The organism is Verrucomicrobiia bacterium, from assembly GCA_035765895.1.
Classification (GTDB): domain Bacteria; phylum Verrucomicrobiota; class Verrucomicrobiia; order Limisphaerales; family DSYF01; genus DSYF01.
Window position 1 is genome coordinate 32,178 of sequence record DASTWL010000039.1, and the last position, 16,485, is coordinate 48,662.

Here is a 16,485-nt window from a genome sequence, read left to right on the forward strand (position 1 = left end):
TTTGTCATGACCACCCAGGCCCGATGGCTCAGTCAACTGCTCCGCTCCCTGGAGATTCCCGCTCCGGAAATTCCCCGGCGGCTGCGGCGGGTTGAATCGGTCGAGCGCAACCTGGTCCTGCCGCTCAAAGTCTTTGCGATCGGCATCATCCTTTATTTTCTCCATCAGTCGCCATGGTTCGGCATTCCGCTGGGCTCGCTGGACATCACGGTGACGACCGTCAATGCGATTTTTGCGGCCTACATCGCCCTCAACGTGGTCGGCGCAGCCATTTTGCTGCTGGCCCGGCGCCTGCCCTTCCCGCTGGTGCAATGGTCCGTGTTTGCCCTCAGCCTTTCGGACGGCATTTTTGTCGGGGCACTGACCATCGTCAGCGGGGGCTTCGACAGTCCGTTGTTCTGGCTGTTTGCAGTGTTGATCATCCGCAACGCCGCCAGCCACCCGCCCGTGTGGTCGCAACTCGCCCTGAACGTCTGCATCTGCGCCTGCTTTGCCACGGCCTGCTCGCTGACCTTCTCGCTCAACGCACAAATCGCCGAGGAACTCTACGGCACGCCGGTGCCGCACACGCGCCGCAGCCTCGCGCACGAAGCCGGTCAACCGGGCCACATCAGCCCGGTCGAGACCACCAGTCCGGAGACATTTCTGTCGGCTGAGGATGACAGTGAAGGCGCCACCGAGCCGGTCATCATCCGCGTCATCGTGCTCCTGCTGACCAGCGTGTGGTTTTACGCCATCCAGGTGCTGCTGGAAAAACAACGGCTCGCCTCGGAGGAGGCGCGCGAGTTCGCCGCGCGGGAAAACCAATTGCGTTCCGCGGGCCGGCTGGCCGCCGAGTTCGCTCACCAGATCAAAAACCCGCTGGCCATCGTCAACAACGCGGTCTTTTCGCTCGAACGCGGCTTGAAAACCGGCAAGGGCAATCCGCAGCAGCATTTGCGCATCATCCGGGAGGAGGTGGACCGCGCCGACCGCATCATCACGCAGGTGATGGGCTACTCGCAGCTCACGGAAGGCCGCGTGGAAAAACTCGATCTCGAAGCGGAGATCCGCGGGGCCGTGTCCCAGATGTTTCCGCCGGGACTGACGTTGGGCATTTCCGTGACGCTCGATTTGCAGCCGCCCTTTCCGCCGTTGCTGATGCAGCGGCGGCATTTTTCCGAGATTCTGCTGAACCTGCTGCAAAACGCCCGCGAAGCGCTGGGGTTGCGCGGCGCCATCACCGTCTCCACCCGCGTGCGCCGCGACCAGTCGGTGGAAATCATCGTGGCCGACAATGGTCCGGGCATCGCCGCCGAGCAACTGGCCCGCATTTTCGAGGCGTATTTCACCACCAAGGAGCGGGGCACCGGCCTGGGGCTGGCCATCGTCAAAAACAACGTCGAACTTTACGGCGGCACGGTGCGCGCGGAGTCGGAGCTTGGAAAAGGCACCCGCTTCGTCCTAGTATTCCCCGCGAAAGCATCCGTCAAATTCGGTTCATGAGCAACGCCCTGCCTCCCATCCTGATCGTCGATGACGAGAAGAACATGCGTCAGACGCTGACGAACATGCTGGAGGACGATGATTATTCCGTGCGAACGGTGGAATCCGCAGAAGCCGCGCTCCGGCTGCTGGAACACGAGGAGGTGTTCATGGTCATCACCGACGCCCGGCTCGGTGGGATGACGGGTTACGAACTGCTCGCCAAGCTCCGCGCCCAGTGGCCGAATCTGCCCACGCTGATGATCACCGCCTACGCCACGCCCAAGCACGCGGTGGAGGCCATTCAGGCGGGCGCCATTGATTACCTGCCCAAACCGTTCGCTCCGGAGGAACTGCTCCACGCCGTCGGACGCTGCGCCGAGCGGCATCGTTTGCTGAAGGAGAACGCCTCGCTGCGCGCACGCGCCTCCGAGGTTTACCGCCTGGACCAGATCGTCGGCGAATGCCCGAAGATGCGCGAGCTGCGGCAGTTGATTCAAACGGTCGCGAAGACCGACGCCCGCGTGCTGGTGCTCGGCGAAAGCGGGACCGGCAAGGAACTCGTGGCCGGCGCCCTGCACAGCCTGAGCGAGCGGCGCGACCGGAACTACGTTCGCATCAACTGCGCCGCCATTCCCGAAACGCTCCTCGAGAGCGAGTTGTTCGGCCACGAAAGGGGGGCGTTCACCGGCGCGCTCAAACAGAAGCGCGGCCGCGTGGAGGAGGCTGACGGCGGCACGATCTTCCTCGATGAGATTGCGGACATGAGCCGCCCCTTGCAGGCCAAGCTGCTGCGGTTCCTCGAGGACGGCAGCTTCACCCGCGTGGGGGGAACCCAGGAATTGCGCGTCAACGTGCGGCTCGTCGCCGCCACCAACCGCAACATTGTCGAGGCGATTCACAAGGGCGATTTCCGCGAGGATTTGTTCCACCGGCTCAACGTCGTCCAGTTCCGGCTCCCGCCGTTGCGCGAGCGGGGCGACGATGTGCTGCTGCTGGCCGAGCATTTCCTGCTGCAATTCGCCACCAGCATGAACCGCTCGGTGCGTCTGCTCTCCCGCGCCGCGAGACAGAAACTGATGGCACACGCCTGGCCCGGCAACGTCCGCGAGCTGCGCAATGTCATCGAACGCGCGCTGATTCTGGAGGCGTCCGCCGAGGTGCAGCCGTCGAGCCTCCCCGATTTCCAGCTCGAGGCCCGGCTGCAACGCAACGAAGCCCCCCGGCCCGCCGGCGAATCCCTCGACGAAATCCTTGCCAACTACGAACGCGAACTCATCGCCAGCATGCTCGAACGAAATCAGCGCAGCATCACCCGGACGGCCGAGCAGTTGAAACTCAGCCGGCACGCCCTGCGTTACCGGATGCAACGCCTCAACCTCTCCGCCACCGACGCCGAGGACGAAATCACACCGGCCGGACAGTCTGAACCCGTATGAGCAGCGCCACCCTCACCCTCCTGATTTCCGGTCCCATCGCCACGGTCAAGTTCTGGCTGAACATGCAGGGCGAAACCGGCTACGTGCTGATCACACTGCTGCTGCTTGCCCTGATTGTCCTGGCCGTCTTCATCTGGGCGGCCTTTGTGCGCGACCCCGGCCGCCGCCGGCATCACCATCACCGGCATCACTCCGCGACGTGGGAACAGCCGGCCAACGATGGCAAACGCGAGCGCCACCGGCACCGCCGGAAGCACGCCCGGGATTTGCCGCGCAATCCCACCCTGGCGGAAACCCGCGGCCTGCCGCCCGTTCGGCCCCAGCCGCCGGAACCACCGGCCCCGCCCGCCTGACCCATGGAACAAAGCCGGACGATCACGCAGCGCAGCGCCTCAAACCTTGCGCTCGCCTTCATCATGTTGCCGCGTGAAAAGCGCGACGCCATGTCGGCGCTCTATGCGTTCTGCCGCGCAGTGGACGACGTGGCGGACGAGGAATCGCATTCAGTCGAACAACGCCGCGCCGCGCTGGCCGAATGGCGCGCGGACATCCAGCGCGCCTGCGCCGGCGACCCGCCCATGATGCCCACGAACCGCGAGTTCCAACCCATCATTCAACGGTTCCACCTGCCCTTCCCGTTGTTGGATGAATTGATCCGCGGTTGCGAGATGGACCTCGACACGACGAGCTACGCGACCTACGCCGACCTGGAGTTGTATTGCTACCGCGTCGCCTCGGTCGTGGGCCTGTTGAGCATTGAAATCTTCGGCTACCAAAATGCCGCCTGCCGCGACTACGCGGTCGCGCTGGGCAAGGCGCTCCAGTTTACCAACATCCTTCGTGACGTCGGCAATGATGCCCAGCGCGGGCGCATTTACCTGCCGCAAACCGAGCTCGAGCGCTTCAAGGTGAAGCCCGAGGAAATCCTGCGTGGCGAATATTCGGAGCGTTTCCGTGCACTGGCCGGGAGTTTCGCACAGCGCGCCCGCGGCTTTTACCTCACCGCCCGACAAAGCCTCGCCGCTGAAGACCGGCCCCGGATGGTCGCCGCCGAATTGATGGGCTCCGTCTATTGGCGGCTGCTCCTCAAACTGGAGCAGCAACAGTTCCAGGTGCTGCGACCGCAGCCATTGCGCCTGAGCAAACCGCACAAGCTCGCGCTCATCGTCCGGTCGTGGTGCAAGTTCGCGCTGCGGTCCAAGACCCCCAATTACGGCACGCCTTGAGCCCGCCCGCCCCCCATCGCCGCCTCATCATCAACGCCGACGACTTTGGGCTCTCCGCCTCCGTCAACGCCGCGGTCATCCGCGCTCATCGCGAGGGCATCCTGACCACGGCCAGCCTGATGGTGAACGAATCCGGCTGCGCGGAGGCGGTGCAACTGGCCAAAGCTCATCCGCGCCTCGGCGTCGGCCTGCATCTCACCCTGCTGATGGGCCACGCAGCCCTCCCGCCCGCACAAATTCCCGGATTGGTCAACGCGCGCGGCGAGTTCAGCAACCATCCGACGGGCACGGGCCTGCGTTACTTTTTTCGCCGCGAGCTGCGCGCCCAGCTGCGCACCGAGATTCACGCGCAGTTCGCACGGTTCCGCGCCACCGGACTCCCGCTCGACCACGTGAACGGTCACCTGCACCTGCACCTGCATCCCGTCGTGTTCCGGCTCCTGATGGAGGACGCGGCGGAACTGGGCATCACCCACCTGCGCCTGACGCGCGAGCCGTTCTGGCTGGATGCGCCGCTCGCCCGGGGCCAGCGCCTGTATCGGGCGTCGCACGCGCTGATTTACCTCGCACTCTCCCGTTCGGCCCGCGCCCGGCTGAGATTGAAGGGCATCCGGCACACGCGGCACGTGTTCGGCCTGCTGCAGAACGCGCGGGTGAACGAAGCCTACGTCGCCCGGCTCCTGCCCCTGCTGCCCCCGGGCGACTCGGAACTTTACTCGCATCCGTCGCTCGACGAGTTTAAGCACGAATTCGACGCGCTGATCAGCCCGCGCATCCGGGCGCTGGTCGCAGCGGAGCGGATTCAACTCATTCGTTACCAAGACCTGTAATGGCCAAAATCGTCATCATTTTGCTGATTGCCCTCGTGCTGGAGGCCGTGGGCGTCGTTTATTTAAGCGCGGGTTTGAAACAGATCGGCGAGGTGCAGCACGTCACCGCGGCGGAAATTGCCCGCATCATCGGCCGGGGCGCCACCAACAAGAACGTGCTCGTCGGCGTGCTGTTCGAGGCCATTTTTTTTGGCACGCTGCTGTATCTGCTCTCGCAACGCGACGTCAGTTTGATCTGGCCGCTGACCTCGCTGGGCTTCGTCATCACGGCGTTCGCCGCCAAGCTTGTGTTGAAGGAAGAAGTGTCCTGGGTGCGCTGGTGCGGCGTGATTCTCATCGTCATCGGCGCCGGCGTCATCACCTGGAGCGAGAAAATGAAGGAGCGGCAACAGGCCGTTGCGCCCGCGGCATCAACCCGCCCGGCGAATCAATAATTCACGCAAGGTGCCCCCGAGCCGCTGCGAACACCCGGCCAGTTCACGCTGGAAACGCATCAGCTTCGGCACCAGTCCGGGGGATTTGACCAGCGCGACGGCGAGGCGTCCGTAGCTGATGTTGCCGTCGGCTTTGGCGAGCTGGTTGAAATCCAGCGGCAGGTCCGTGTGCGCATCGTCGGAAATGACCCGGATGGTCGCTGCGGGAATGCCGCGCTCACGGCACGCGGCGCGAACCACGCCCGATTCCATTTCAACCGCGTCCGCGCCAGTCTGATGACGCAGGGCGTGTTTCTGGGCCACGGTCACAGCAATGCGATCCGCACAAAAAAATTGGACCGGCGCCGCGCCGAGTTCGATCAGGTGAGACTTGAGCTCCGTGGATTCGTCGGCGTCGAAGATCACCTTGCCCACGGGCAGGTCAGGACCCAATCCGCCGGCATAGCCGCACGTGAGCACGAGTTCGGGAGCGAACGAGGCCAGCGCACCCAGCAAGGCGCGCTTCGCGTTCGACGCGCCGATTCCGGAAATCACAACCTGACAGGCGCAATTGAGTGGCGGTTGAAAGTGCCGGGCCTCCTCGCGCACCGCGAAACAGACGAGCACCCTGCCACCACGCGCCGGTGCCGCGTTCCCCATGCCGCGTTCCGCGTTCATTTGATGCCCGCGAGCCGTTCCTTCCAGATGCGATAAAGCTCGACGGTGGCGCGCACGTCGCGCAGGCAGTATTCGGCAATCTCGCGATAGCGGCCCTCGGCGAGCAGATGCCCCACGTCCATGCCGGTCACACCATGGCTCTTGGGCGATTCGATGCCGAACGCCTTGCAGTAGAAATCGAGGTTGAAGCGCTTGGCGGCGCCTTCCCGGCCGCTCACGCCGTAGAACGTAAGTTGTTCCGCCAGATCACAATGCGGATCAACGGCGTAGCGATAACCGAGCCAGTCCTTGCGGGTGATGGACACGTTCAATAAAGCGGAACGCAGGTAGAGGAACGGCACATCGAAACCCCGTCCGTTGAACGTCACCACGGCATCGTAATGCCGCGCAACATCCCAAAAGGCGGTGAGCATCTCGGTCTCATCCGCAAACGGCACGAACTCCACCGGTCCGGCTTCACCGGCGTCGTCCTCGAAGTCATCCGCCGTGAACAACACCTGACCGCGCAGGGTTTCGGTGTTCAACATGGCGACGCAAACGACCTGCGCCGTCAGCGGCCACAGACTGAATTGCCGTTGGATCTCCACCCGCCGCGCCTCGCGCGCCGCTTCGTCGGGAATTTTCTGGAGTTCGCGGAAGAGATATTCCTGCTGCGTCTCGTCGAACGTCTCCACCGGCAGCGCGGAAGTTTCAATGTCGAAGACAAGGGTGGCCATGACTAAAAAAAGAACCAGGATGGGAAACCGATCGTGAGGATCAAGCCTGCCATCCTGGTGACCTTGCTAAGGGGCTACTTCTTCTTCGCGCCCTTCTTCTTCGCAACTTTCTTCTTCGCAGCTTTCTTCTTTGCGGCCATGGATTCTCACCTCCGATCCGTTGTTTGCGGGTTAATGTGCATCACTTACCGCAAGACACGTAACGTGACCAGAGCAAAATTCAAAAAAACTTCCGGCGAACTCTTCACGCGCGGCGCACAGGTGCTGCCTGTTCGTCCCGCGCCGTTCGCCAAAGTTGTCTGAACCTGCCAGTCGCATCGCGTTCTTCGCGCGCCACACTAGTGAGGCCGCGCGCAATGTTCAACAACAGATCGCATGACGCACCTTCGCAACCCACATCACGATCGTGAAAGATGGCGCAGTGCATTCAGGTTTGGAGCCAGCCTGCTGCGCCACCCGACGGACAGTTCGCTTCACACACGAATCTTGCCGCGGCCCGTAACTGCGTTAATCTCGCGTCACCTCGAAACCATCATGCCATGAAAACATTCGCTCACTCGATTCAACTCCTCGCGCTCGCCTCGTCGCTCGTGCTGGCTGCCGGCACGGCGGCCGCCGCCGAAACCTTTCGCCTCGATCAGCTCGACATCAGCAAAACCGAACAGGACTGGGGCCAGCCGCGCCGCAACCTCTCCATCGACGGCAATCCCTTGAAGCTGGGTGGAAAGACGTTCACCCACGGACTGGGCACCCACGCCGCCAGCTCGCTTGAACTGGAATTGAAGGGTGGTGCGGAACGCTTCACCGCCGTCGTGGGCGTGGATGACGAAAAGAAGGCCAGCGATGCCTCAGTCGAATTCAAGGTGCTGGGCGACGGCAAAACCCTCTGGACCAGCGGCGTCCTCCGCGGCGGGCAGAGCAAGCCCGTGGACGTCAAACTCGCCGGTGTTCAGCGGGTCACCTTGCAGGTCACCGATGGCGGCGACGGCATTGATTCGGATCACGCCGACTGGGCGGACGCGCAGTTTGAAGGTTGCAGCGCGAAGCCGGTGGCCTTGGGCGCCGAGCCGGAGGAACCCTACATTCTCACGCCCAAGGCGCCCGCCACCCCGCGCATCAACGGCGCCCAGGTCGTCGGCTGCCGGCCGAATCATCCATTTCTGTTCATGGTGCCCGCCACCGGCGAGCGTCCCATGACCTTCACGGCGCAAGGACTGCCGGCGGGTCTGGAACTCGACGCGCAAACCGGCCTCATCACCGGCAAGGTGGCCGCGCGCGGAGAATACAAAGTCACGCTGACGGCGCAGAACGCGCGCGGCCGCGCCACGCGCGAATTGAAGATCGTCTGTGGCGATCAAATCGCGCTCACGCCGCCGATGGGCTGGAACAGTTGGAATTGCTTCGCCGGCGCCGTCACGGCCGAAAAGGTCAAGGCCGCCGCCGATGCCATGGTCAACAGCGGACTTATTCAGCACGGCTGGACCTACATCAACATCGATGATTTCTGGGAAAAGAATCCCGCCGCCGCACCCAAGGACCCCACGCTCGGCGGTCCAGGCCGCGATGCGGAAGGCCGCATGGTGCCGAACCCGCGCTTTCCCGACATGAAAGGGCTGGCCGATTACGTGCATGGCAAGGGCTTGAAGATCGGCATCTATTCGTCGCCCGGACCGTTCACCTGCGGCGGCTGCCTGGGCAGCTTCGATCATGAGGCGCTCGATGCGCAGAGTTACGCGGCATGGGGCATTGATTACCTGAAATACGACTGGTGCTCCTACAAGCCGGAGATGGAGACCCAACGCGGCACCAAGCCGGACTTCTCGGGCATGAAACATTACTGGGGCGAACCCAAGGAGAAGAAGCTGGCTGAGTTGATGCGGCCGTATGCCGTCATGCGCGCGGCGCTCGACAAGGTGGATCGCGACATCGTTTATAGCCTCTGCCAATACGGCATGGGCGACGTCTGGGAATGGGGCGGCCAGGTCGGCGGCAACTGCTGGCGCACCACCGGCGACATCAACGACAGTTGGAGCAGCATGTCGGGCATTGGTTTCAAACAGAACGGCCACGAGAAATTCGCCAAGCCCGGCAACTGGAACGATCCCGACATGCTCGTCGTCGGCAAGGTGGGCTGGGGCCCCGCGCTGCACCCGACGAAGCTCACCCCCAGCGAGCAATACACCCACATCACCCTCTGGAGCCTGCTCTGCGCGCCGTTGCTCATCGGCTGCGACATGACACAACTGGACGCGTTCACGCTGAACCTGCTGGAGAACGACGAAGTCATCGCCGTGAACCAGGATCCGCTCGGGCAGGCCGCTGGCCGCATCGCGCAAAACGGCCAGACCGAAGTCTGGGCCAAAAAGATGGAGGACGGCTCGTATGCCGTGGGCCTCTTCAATCGCGGCCCGGTCGAAACGGAAGTCACCGTGAATTGGAGCGACCTCGGCCTGAACGGCACGCATAAAGTCCGCGATCTCTGGCGCCAGCAGGATCTGGGCACCTTCGCCAGCAGCTACAAAGTCAGCGTCCGGCGTCACGGCGCGGCCTTGGTGCGCGTGTGGTAACGGGAAAAGGATTGTCCGCGCGACAAAGACCGCCCCGCGCGGCGCACCTTTTCTCCTTTTGCCGGTTTTGGCCCGTTGGCACCATGCGTGCCAATGGGCATTTCGCTCCAGCAATTCGAGCAGATGAAGGCCCGCGTGGCGGCGCCGCGGCGCGCTGCCGCGCCCGTTCTTGCGGCCGCGCCGCCCAAGGCCGCCGCGGCCCGTGGCATCATCCTGGGCCTTGACCCCTCGCTCCGCGGCACGGGCTTCGGCGTGATTCGTTTCGCCAAAACCCAGCCGCAGATGCTCGCGTGCGGCACGATTGCCTGTCCGGCCGGCTGGCAACGTTCGCGGTGCCTCGCGCAAATTTCGCAGACGCTGCGCGACGTGGTGCGCCGGCACGCGCCCACGATGTGTGCCGTGGAAGGGCTGTTCTACGCGCAGAATTTGCAGACCGCCCTCATCATGGGTGAAGCCCGCGGCGCGGCGCTCGCCGTGGTCGCCGAAGCGGGACTGGAGATTTACGAAATCGCGCCACGCAAGGTGAAGCAGGCCATCGTCGGCTACGGCGCCGCGCAGAAGCTGGCCGTCGCGAAAATGGTGCAGCGCCTGTTGCAGCTCGCTGAACTCCCCGCACCCGATGCCGCCGATGCGCTGGCGCTGGCGCTGGCGCACGCGCAGGAGCACGGCCGGTTCAGTTTGAATGCGCCGAAGCAGATTTAGGACGGCCGAGCCAGCGTGGGTTAAATGGTTAAACAAGCAACATGCGAGATCAACAAGCCCGCCCACAAAGAACGGTTCAAATTACTAAGTTAACTCCTTCGCTCATTTAACCGACCCATGATCACCTTTCTCAAAGGCAAACTCGTCGAGGCCCTGCCCACGCAGGCGATCGTGGACGTTCACGGCGTCGGTTATGAAGTGCTCATTCCGTTGTCATCATTCGACAAGCTGCCGGCGCCGGGTGGCGACGTGCTGCTGTTGACGCATCTCGCCGTGCGCGAAGATGCCCATGTGCTTTACGGGTTCATGACCACGGCGGAGCGCGACCTGTTCCGCCTGCTCATCAACACCGTCAGCGGGATCGGCCCCAAGATCGCGCTCAACGTGCTCAGCGGCATGAACGTCACCGCGTTTCGCGGGGCCGTGGCGGGCGGCGATGTCAAGGCGCTGTCGCAAATCTCCGGCGTCGGCCGCAAGACCGCCGAGCGCATCGTGGTTGAACTCAAGGACAAGATCGGCGCGGCCGGCGCGTGGGAAGCCGCCAGCGACCGACGCACGCCGGGCTCGGCCGAGCAGAAGGTGAACGACGCCGTGCTGGCCCTGATGGCCCTGGGTTTCAAGCAGCCCGAAGCGCACGACGCCGTCCGCGCCGCGCTGGCCGTGCTCGGCGACACGGCCACCGTCGAAGAACTGGTGCGCGCCTGTCTGAAGAAAGGCTCGTGATGGCTGACGTTCCCGCCACCGCCGCTCCGGAGCCCGCGCCGCGCAAACGCGTCAGCGGCGTGGTGGTGCCGCATCGGCCCACGCGCGGACAGCGCGCACTCGCCTGGCTGGTGGCCACCTTGATGCGTCTGCTGGCCGCCACCTTGCGTTACCGGGTGGATGGTGGCCACGGACCGGCCAAACTGCCCAAAACGCCGGTCATATTTGCGCTGTGGCACAACCGGCTCGGCCTGTGCATGAAGGCCTATCACAGCTTCGTCCGCCCGCAGCACGCCACCGAGCATTTGGCGGCCTTGATCAGCGCCAGCAAGGACGGCGCGTTCCTCGCCGCCATTCTGGAGAACTTCGGCGTGCAACCGGTGCGGGGCTCGTCCAGCCGGCGTGGCGCGCAGGCGTTGCTGGAACTCAGCTCCTGGGCCGAACGCGGCTACGACCTGGCCGTCACGCCCGACGGACCGCGCGGGCCATGCTACACCATTCAGCCCGGCGTAATGACCCTCGCGCAAGTCACCGGGCTCCCCGTCGTTCCCTTCTCGTATCGGCTCAACTGGAAGATTCGCGTGAAAAGCTGGGATCGTTTTCAAATTCCCCTGCCCTTTGCCCGGTGCGAAATGTTCTTCGGAGAGCCCATTCACGTCCCCCGCGATGCCAGCGATGAGGATCGCGCCCAATTGCGCCAGCGTCTGCACGATGCGCTGATGGTGACGACGCAAGGAGAGTGAGCAAGTCGGAGCGCCGACGTTTCGTTGGCTTAAGCCAAGCGGGCCGGAAGCATGATCCCTTGTTCAGCAGACGGACGCGGATGGTGGCTGGTCCGCGTTAAAGCCAGCTGGAAGCCGGCGCTCCAACTATCCGGCGTGTTTGCCGCCTTTCCAAAAAACGAATCACACCTCATATCGCCGCCAAAATCAGGCTGGACAACATTTTGCGTCGCGCCCACGTAAAATCGTGAACAAGGATAGGCTGCAAAGCAGCGTAAATTCCCGCACGGCGCTTCACTGGTTGAGCAGTTTGATTTCGGCGCCATAGCCCTCGCGATACGTCGGGTAGCGAAACACGTAGCCCAGTTCCGCCTTCAGCTTCCGATTGCTGATCCGCTTGTTCGTCACGCCGCGTTTGCGGGAAACCTCAACATCTTCGGGCGCGGACGGTGGCAGCGGCCGGCTCAGTTTCGCGGCGAGCCACGCGAAGAAATCACGTTGCGTCACCGGCTCGTCATCCACGGCGTTGTAAATCTCCCCGGGGCGGCCTCGTTCCAACGCCGCCATGATGCAGCCCGCCACGTCGGCGCGGTGGATCATGTTCAAGGCGCGACGGCCCTCGCCTTCAATTCGCGCCTCGCCCGCGAGGAATTGTTTGAACCACCAGCCGCGCCCCGGCCCGTAGATGCCCGCCACGCGCAGCACCACGGCGGGAAAAACCCGTTCGCGCGCCGCCTCGAGAAACACCCGCTCCGTTTCGACGAGCACGCGGCCGGTTTCGGTGGGCGGTTCGGCCGGTGCGGTTTCGTCCACCCACGCGCCATCATTCTGGCCATAAACGCCCGTGCTGCTGGTGTAAACGAACTTCGCGGGCGGCGACTTGGCGAGCCAGTCAATCAGGTTCCGCGCGCCCTGCAAATACACGCGCCGGTAATCCTCCGCCCCGCCATGCGACGACGAGACGCAGTTGACGACCCAGTCATAGGCTGCGGGCAATCCACTCAACGTCGCAGGCTGGGTGATGTCCCCGGTGAGCGGAACGATTCCGTTGGTGCGCAGTTCGCCCGCGGCATCGCCACCCCGTCGCAACCCGGACACCGTGTGCCCGAGGCCGATGAGCTGCCGCCCCAATTCTAATCCAACGTAGCCAGGCCCAATGATCAACACGCGCATGGCGGGAGTTAAACGCAGAGCCGCCGGGAACGCAAAGGCGGATGGGAGCGCCGGCTTGCAGCCGGCTTTTGGACACGCGAACCCCCCAAGCCGGTCACAGACCGGCGCTCCAACCCAAGCGCAAAGAGCCTTTGTTTCCACGCGGTCGCGCGTTACTTTCTCCGCAGTGGCCGACACCTTCACAGTTCAAACCCAGCCCACCGGCACGGATTCCGTTCCGCGTTCCGCGTTCCCCATTCCGCGTTTGCCGGAATTGCTGGCGCCCGCCGGCGATTGGGAATGCGCGAAGGCCGCCGTCGAAAACGGCGCGGACGCCATTTACTTCGGGCTCGACAAGTTCAACGCCCGGATGCGCGCGCACAATTTCACCGAGGCGGACCTGCCGCGGCTGATGGAATTCCTGCACCGGCGCGGCGTGCGCGGCTACCTGACGTTCAACACGCTGGTCTTTGAAAACGAGCTCGCCAACGCCGAACACTACCTGCGCTCGGTGATCGCCGCCGGCGTGGACGCCGCCATCGTGCAGGACGTGGGCATCTGCCGGCTCATCCGCGCGCTGTCGCCGGATTTTCCGATTCACGCCTCGACGCAAATGACCATCACCAGCGCGGCGGGCGTCGCGTTTGCGCGCGCGCTGGGCTGCGATCTCGTTGTCCTCGCGCGCGAACTCTCGATCAAGGAAATCGGGAAGATTCAAGCCGCGCAGGCAAGTGCCATCCATCAATCATCAACCATCAACCATCCACTGCCGTTGGAAGTTTTCGTCCACGGCGCGCTGTGCGTGGCGTATTCGGGGCAGTGCCTGACCAGCGAATCGCTCGGCGGCCGCTCGGCCAATCGCGGCGAATGCGCACAGGCGTGCCGCATGCCCTACGATTTGATTTCCGACGGCAAGCCCGTTCCGCTCGGGGACCGCCGCTATCTGCTCAGCCCCCAGGACCTCGCCGGCCTCGACGTGCTGCCCCAACTGGTGGCCGCGGGCGTGGCTTCGCTGAAAATCGAAGGCCGGCTCAAAGCGCCGGAATACGTGGCCAACATCACGCGCGTTTACCGGAACGCGCTCGATGGACTCGGCACGAGAAGCGTGGAGCCTGGAACGGAAGCCGCCATTCCGCACCCCCCCCTTCCCGCCCCGCGTTATGAGATGGAGATGGCCTTTTCGCGCGGCCTCCACACTGGCTGGTTTGGCGGCATCAACAATCAGGAATTGGTGCACGCCCGCTTCGGGAAAAAGCGTGGCGTGCATCTCGGTGAAGTGACCCGGGTGTTTCGCGACGCCGTCGAGGTGCAGCTGGAATCCGCGCTCAAGCCCGGCGATGGCGTGGTGTTTGACGCCGGCCGGCCGGAGGAAAAGGAAGAAGGTGGACGGGTCTATGAAGTGCGGAACGCGGCGCACGGAACGCGAAACAAACCTGACGGAGCGCCCGGCTCGCAACGCGTCCTCCTCACCTTCGGTCGCGGCGCGGTAGATTTCTCGCGCATCAACGAGGGCAACAAGCTGTGGAAAACGAGCGATCCGGAACTGGAAAAGCGCTGGCGGCAGAGCTTCGAAGGCGACGCGCCCAGGTTCACGCGACCCATTTTCTTTGAAGTCCACGGCCTGCCCGGACAACCACTGACCCTGATCGCCCGCGATGAACTGGGGCACGTGGCACAGGCGGCTTCCGCCATGCCGCTCGCCGTTGCCGAGAAGCAGCCGCTCAGCACGGCGCGCCTGCGCGACCAGCTGGGGCGGCTCGGCGGCACGCCATTCCATCTCGGCGATTTGTTGAACCAGCTCGCGGACGCCGTCATGCTTCCCGTGAGCGAATTGAACCGGCTGCGCCGCGAGGTGGCCGCCGAACTGGAGCGGCAGCGCGCCCAGCCCAAACGCTGGAGCCTCCTCGACCGGGGCTCGCAAAGTGCGGAGCTCGGGGCCGGCGTTGCCCGCGCACCTGCGGTTCCTGGCGCCGCGCTCATCGACCCGCATTTGATCGTCCTCGTCCGTTCGCTGCCGCAACTGGAGGCGGCCTTGAAGTGCGGCGTCACCACGGTCTATTGCGACTTTGAAAACCCCAAAAAATATCGCGAGGCGGTGACGATGTTCCACACCGCGCGCGGCTGCCTGGTCTCCCAACCCGCGACGCTCAACCTGCAACCCGGCATCTTCGTGGCCCCGCCGCGGATTTTCAAACCCGGCGAGGAATGGACGCTCGAACAGGTGCGCTCGAGCCATGCGGATGGCTACCTCATCCGCAATTACGATCATCTGCAGTTTTTTGCGGCGGACCGGCGCGTCGGCGATTTTTCCCTGAACGTCGCCAACCATCTGGCGGCGGATTACTTCAAGCACCAGTTCGGCCTGGAGCGCGTGACGGCGAGCTACGACTTGAACTTCGACCAACTGGAGGCGCTGCTGCACGGCGCGCCGCCGGAGTGGTTCGAGGTCACGATCCATCAGCACATGCCAATGTTTCACATGGAGCATTGCGTGTTCTGCGCGTTTCTTTCCGCCGGCACGGATTACACCAACTGCGGCCGCCCCTGCGACAAACACGAAGTGCGGCTGCGCGACCGCGTGGGCGCGGAGCATCCGCTCAAGGCGGACGTGGGCTGCCGCAACACGGTGTTCAACTCCCAGGCACAGACCGGCGCGGAATACGTGGAACGCCTGCTCGCGCTGGGCGTGCGGCATTTCCGGGTTGAGTTTTTGAATGAAACGTCGGCGGAGGTCGCCACCACGCTGGCCAAGTATCGTCAGTTGTTGCGCGGTGAAATCACCGGCGCACAGTTGTGGCGCGAACTCAAGCTGCACCACCAGCTCGGGGTGACGCGGGGACAAATGGCGGGCAAATAGCCGCGCTTAAGCCGCGCGCCCGGCCAGCTGTTTGGCCAGGCGAAGGGCGGAAATCATGCTCGACGGACTGGCGATGCCCTGCCCCGCGATGTTGTAGGCGGTGCCGTGGTCGGGCGAAGTGCGGATGAACGGCAGGCCGAGCGTCCAATTGATGCCCGTGTCGAACGCCACCGTCTTGAGCGGCGCCAGCCCCTGGTCGTGATACATCGCCACGACCGCGTCAAACTCACCGGCCAGCGCATGGTGAAAAACCGTGTCGCCGCTGAGCGGACCGGCCACCTCCAGTCCGCGTTGGCGCAACGCCGCCAGAGCCGGCTCGATCAAGCGCGGCTCCTCGTCGCCAAACGCGCCGCCTTCACCGCAGTGCGGATTCAGCCCGCAGACAGCCACACGTTGACGCGCCAGCCCAAGATTGCGGCACGCCTCCGCCGCGCGTTCGACGGCGAACTGGATCTTCTCTGCCGTCAGCTTCACCGGCACGTCGCGCAGCGCGATGTGCACCGTCGCCAACGCCACGCGCAGCCAGCGGCCGCGCTCATCGTGGCCGAGCAGCATCATGACCGTGCGGTCCGCCCGGGCGCGCGCGGAAAAGAATTCGGTCTGCCCCACAAAAGGAATGCCCGCGCGATTGATTGCCTCCTTGTTCACGGGCGCCGTGACAACTGCGTGCAGCTCACCGCACAAACAGAGGTCGGCCGCTTCACCCAACCAGTCCACCGCCGCGCGGGCGGCTTCGGGAGCACCGTGGGAGAGGGAACTGGAAAGTGGTTGTGAACGGGAATCGAGCACCGTGAACCGGTCCGCCCCGAGCGACCCGTTGGCAGGCGTGAAGGCCAGGTTCAACCCCAACTGGACGTTCCAGCGTTGGATGCAATCGGCGTCTCCGATCAGGACGTAGCGCGTTTCGTCCTCGCCCGCCACGGCCCCAACGGCCTTCAGCGCCACCTCCGGACCGATGCCGGTGACGTCCCCCAAAGTGATGCCGATGCGGAGAGGCATGATGCGTTGCGCTGCCGC

Annotated in this window: 16 protein-coding genes; 12 read left to right on the forward strand and 4 right to left on the reverse strand. The window is 64.2% G+C overall.

The window, feature by feature from the left end; all coding sequences use genetic code 11:
- Positions 1-6 precede the first annotated feature (6 nt).
- From VFV96_08195 to VFV96_08220, 6 genes are read left to right on the forward strand one after another with little or no spacing between them, the layout of a single operon-like run.
- A complete protein-coding gene (locus VFV96_08195; protein ID HEU5070379.1) occupies positions 7-1,485 on the forward strand; it encodes an ATP-binding protein in 1,479 nt (492 codons plus the stop codon).
- On the forward strand, positions 1,482-2,903 hold the full coding sequence (locus VFV96_08200; protein ID HEU5070380.1) for a sigma-54 dependent transcriptional regulator: 1,422 nt from the start codon (positions 1,482-1,484) through the stop codon (positions 2,901-2,903). The genes VFV96_08195 and VFV96_08200 overlap by 4 nt, the downstream gene beginning before the upstream one ends.
- Complete coding sequence (locus tag VFV96_08205) at positions 2,900-3,256, forward strand: hypothetical protein (protein ID HEU5070381.1); 357 nt, start codon at positions 2,900-2,902, stop codon at positions 3,254-3,256. Before VFV96_08200 ends, VFV96_08205 begins: the two co-directional genes overlap by 4 nt.
- A gap of 3 nt (positions 3,257-3,259) precedes the next feature.
- Positions 3,260-4,129, forward strand: a complete 870-nt coding sequence (hpnD, locus tag VFV96_08210) for a presqualene diphosphate synthase HpnD (protein ID HEU5070382.1) — start codon at positions 3,260-3,262, stop codon at positions 4,127-4,129.
- Positions 4,126-4,959, forward strand: coding sequence for a hopanoid biosynthesis-associated protein HpnK (hpnK, locus tag VFV96_08215; protein HEU5070383.1), 834 nt, complete (start codon positions 4,126-4,128; stop codon positions 4,957-4,959). Before hpnD ends, hpnK begins: the two co-directional genes overlap by 4 nt.
- The gene (locus VFV96_08220; protein ID HEU5070384.1) at positions 4,959-5,393 is read left to right on the forward strand and encodes an EamA family transporter; all 435 of its coding nucleotides are present in this window, start codon (positions 4,959-4,961) and stop codon (positions 5,391-5,393) included. Before hpnK ends, VFV96_08220 begins: the two co-directional genes overlap by 1 nt.
- On the opposite strand, the gene VFV96_08225 is transcribed toward VFV96_08220, so the two are convergent.
- Positions 5,370-6,050 (reverse strand): hypothetical protein, encoded by a 681-nt coding sequence (locus VFV96_08225; GenBank protein HEU5070385.1) that lies wholly within the window; start codon positions 6,048-6,050, stop codon positions 5,370-5,372. The two genes, VFV96_08220 and VFV96_08225, sit on opposite strands and share 24 nt — an antisense overlap.
- The gene (locus VFV96_08230) at positions 6,047-6,766 is read right to left on the reverse strand and encodes a ribonuclease H-like domain-containing protein (GenBank protein ID HEU5070386.1); all 720 of its coding nucleotides are present in this window, start codon (positions 6,764-6,766) and stop codon (positions 6,047-6,049) included. Before VFV96_08230 ends, VFV96_08225 begins: the two co-directional genes overlap by 4 nt.
- Before the next feature lie 33 nt (positions 6,767-6,799).
- Here VFV96_08230 and VFV96_08235 point away from each other — a divergent pair, with 33 nt between their 5' ends.
- From VFV96_08235 to VFV96_08255, 5 genes are all read left to right on the forward strand, one after another.
- Positions 6,800-7,069, forward strand: coding sequence for a hypothetical protein (locus VFV96_08235; GenBank protein ID HEU5070387.1), 270 nt, complete (start codon positions 6,800-6,802; stop codon positions 7,067-7,069).
- A 236-nt stretch (positions 7,070-7,305) separates the two neighbouring features.
- Entirely contained in the window at positions 7,306-9,333 is a 2,028-nt protein-coding gene (locus tag VFV96_08240; GenBank protein ID HEU5070388.1) for an NPCBM/NEW2 domain-containing protein, read from the forward strand.
- 93 nt (positions 9,334-9,426) lie between these two features.
- Positions 9,427-10,035, forward strand: a complete 609-nt coding sequence (gene ruvC, locus VFV96_08245) for a crossover junction endodeoxyribonuclease RuvC (GenBank protein HEU5070389.1) — start codon at positions 9,427-9,429, stop codon at positions 10,033-10,035.
- Positions 10,036-10,152: 117 nt separating this feature from the next.
- On the forward strand, positions 10,153-10,758 hold the full coding sequence (gene ruvA / locus VFV96_08250; protein HEU5070390.1) for a Holliday junction branch migration protein RuvA: 606 nt from the start codon (positions 10,153-10,155) through the stop codon (positions 10,756-10,758).
- Positions 10,758-11,480, forward strand: coding sequence for a lysophospholipid acyltransferase family protein (locus tag VFV96_08255; protein HEU5070391.1), 723 nt, complete (start codon positions 10,758-10,760; stop codon positions 11,478-11,480). Before ruvA ends, VFV96_08255 begins: the two co-directional genes overlap by 1 nt.
- Before the next feature lie 273 nt (positions 11,481-11,753).
- Here VFV96_08255 and VFV96_08260 read toward each other — a convergent pair whose 3' ends face one another.
- Entirely contained in the window at positions 11,754-12,632 is an 879-nt protein-coding gene (locus VFV96_08260; protein ID HEU5070392.1) for an SDR family oxidoreductase, read from the reverse strand.
- A gap of 166 nt (positions 12,633-12,798) precedes the next feature.
- Between VFV96_08260 and VFV96_08265 the strand changes: the two genes are divergently transcribed.
- Complete coding sequence (locus VFV96_08265; GenBank protein HEU5070393.1) at positions 12,799-15,468, forward strand: DUF3656 domain-containing protein; 2,670 nt, start codon at positions 12,799-12,801, stop codon at positions 15,466-15,468.
- A 6-nt stretch (positions 15,469-15,474) separates the two neighbouring features.
- Here the strand turns inward: VFV96_08265 and pdxA are convergent, their stop codons facing one another.
- The gene (gene pdxA / locus VFV96_08270; protein HEU5070394.1) at positions 15,475-16,467 is read right to left on the reverse strand and encodes a 4-hydroxythreonine-4-phosphate dehydrogenase PdxA; all 993 of its coding nucleotides are present in this window, start codon (positions 16,465-16,467) and stop codon (positions 15,475-15,477) included.
- Between the last annotated feature and the right edge of the window lie 18 nt (positions 16,468-16,485).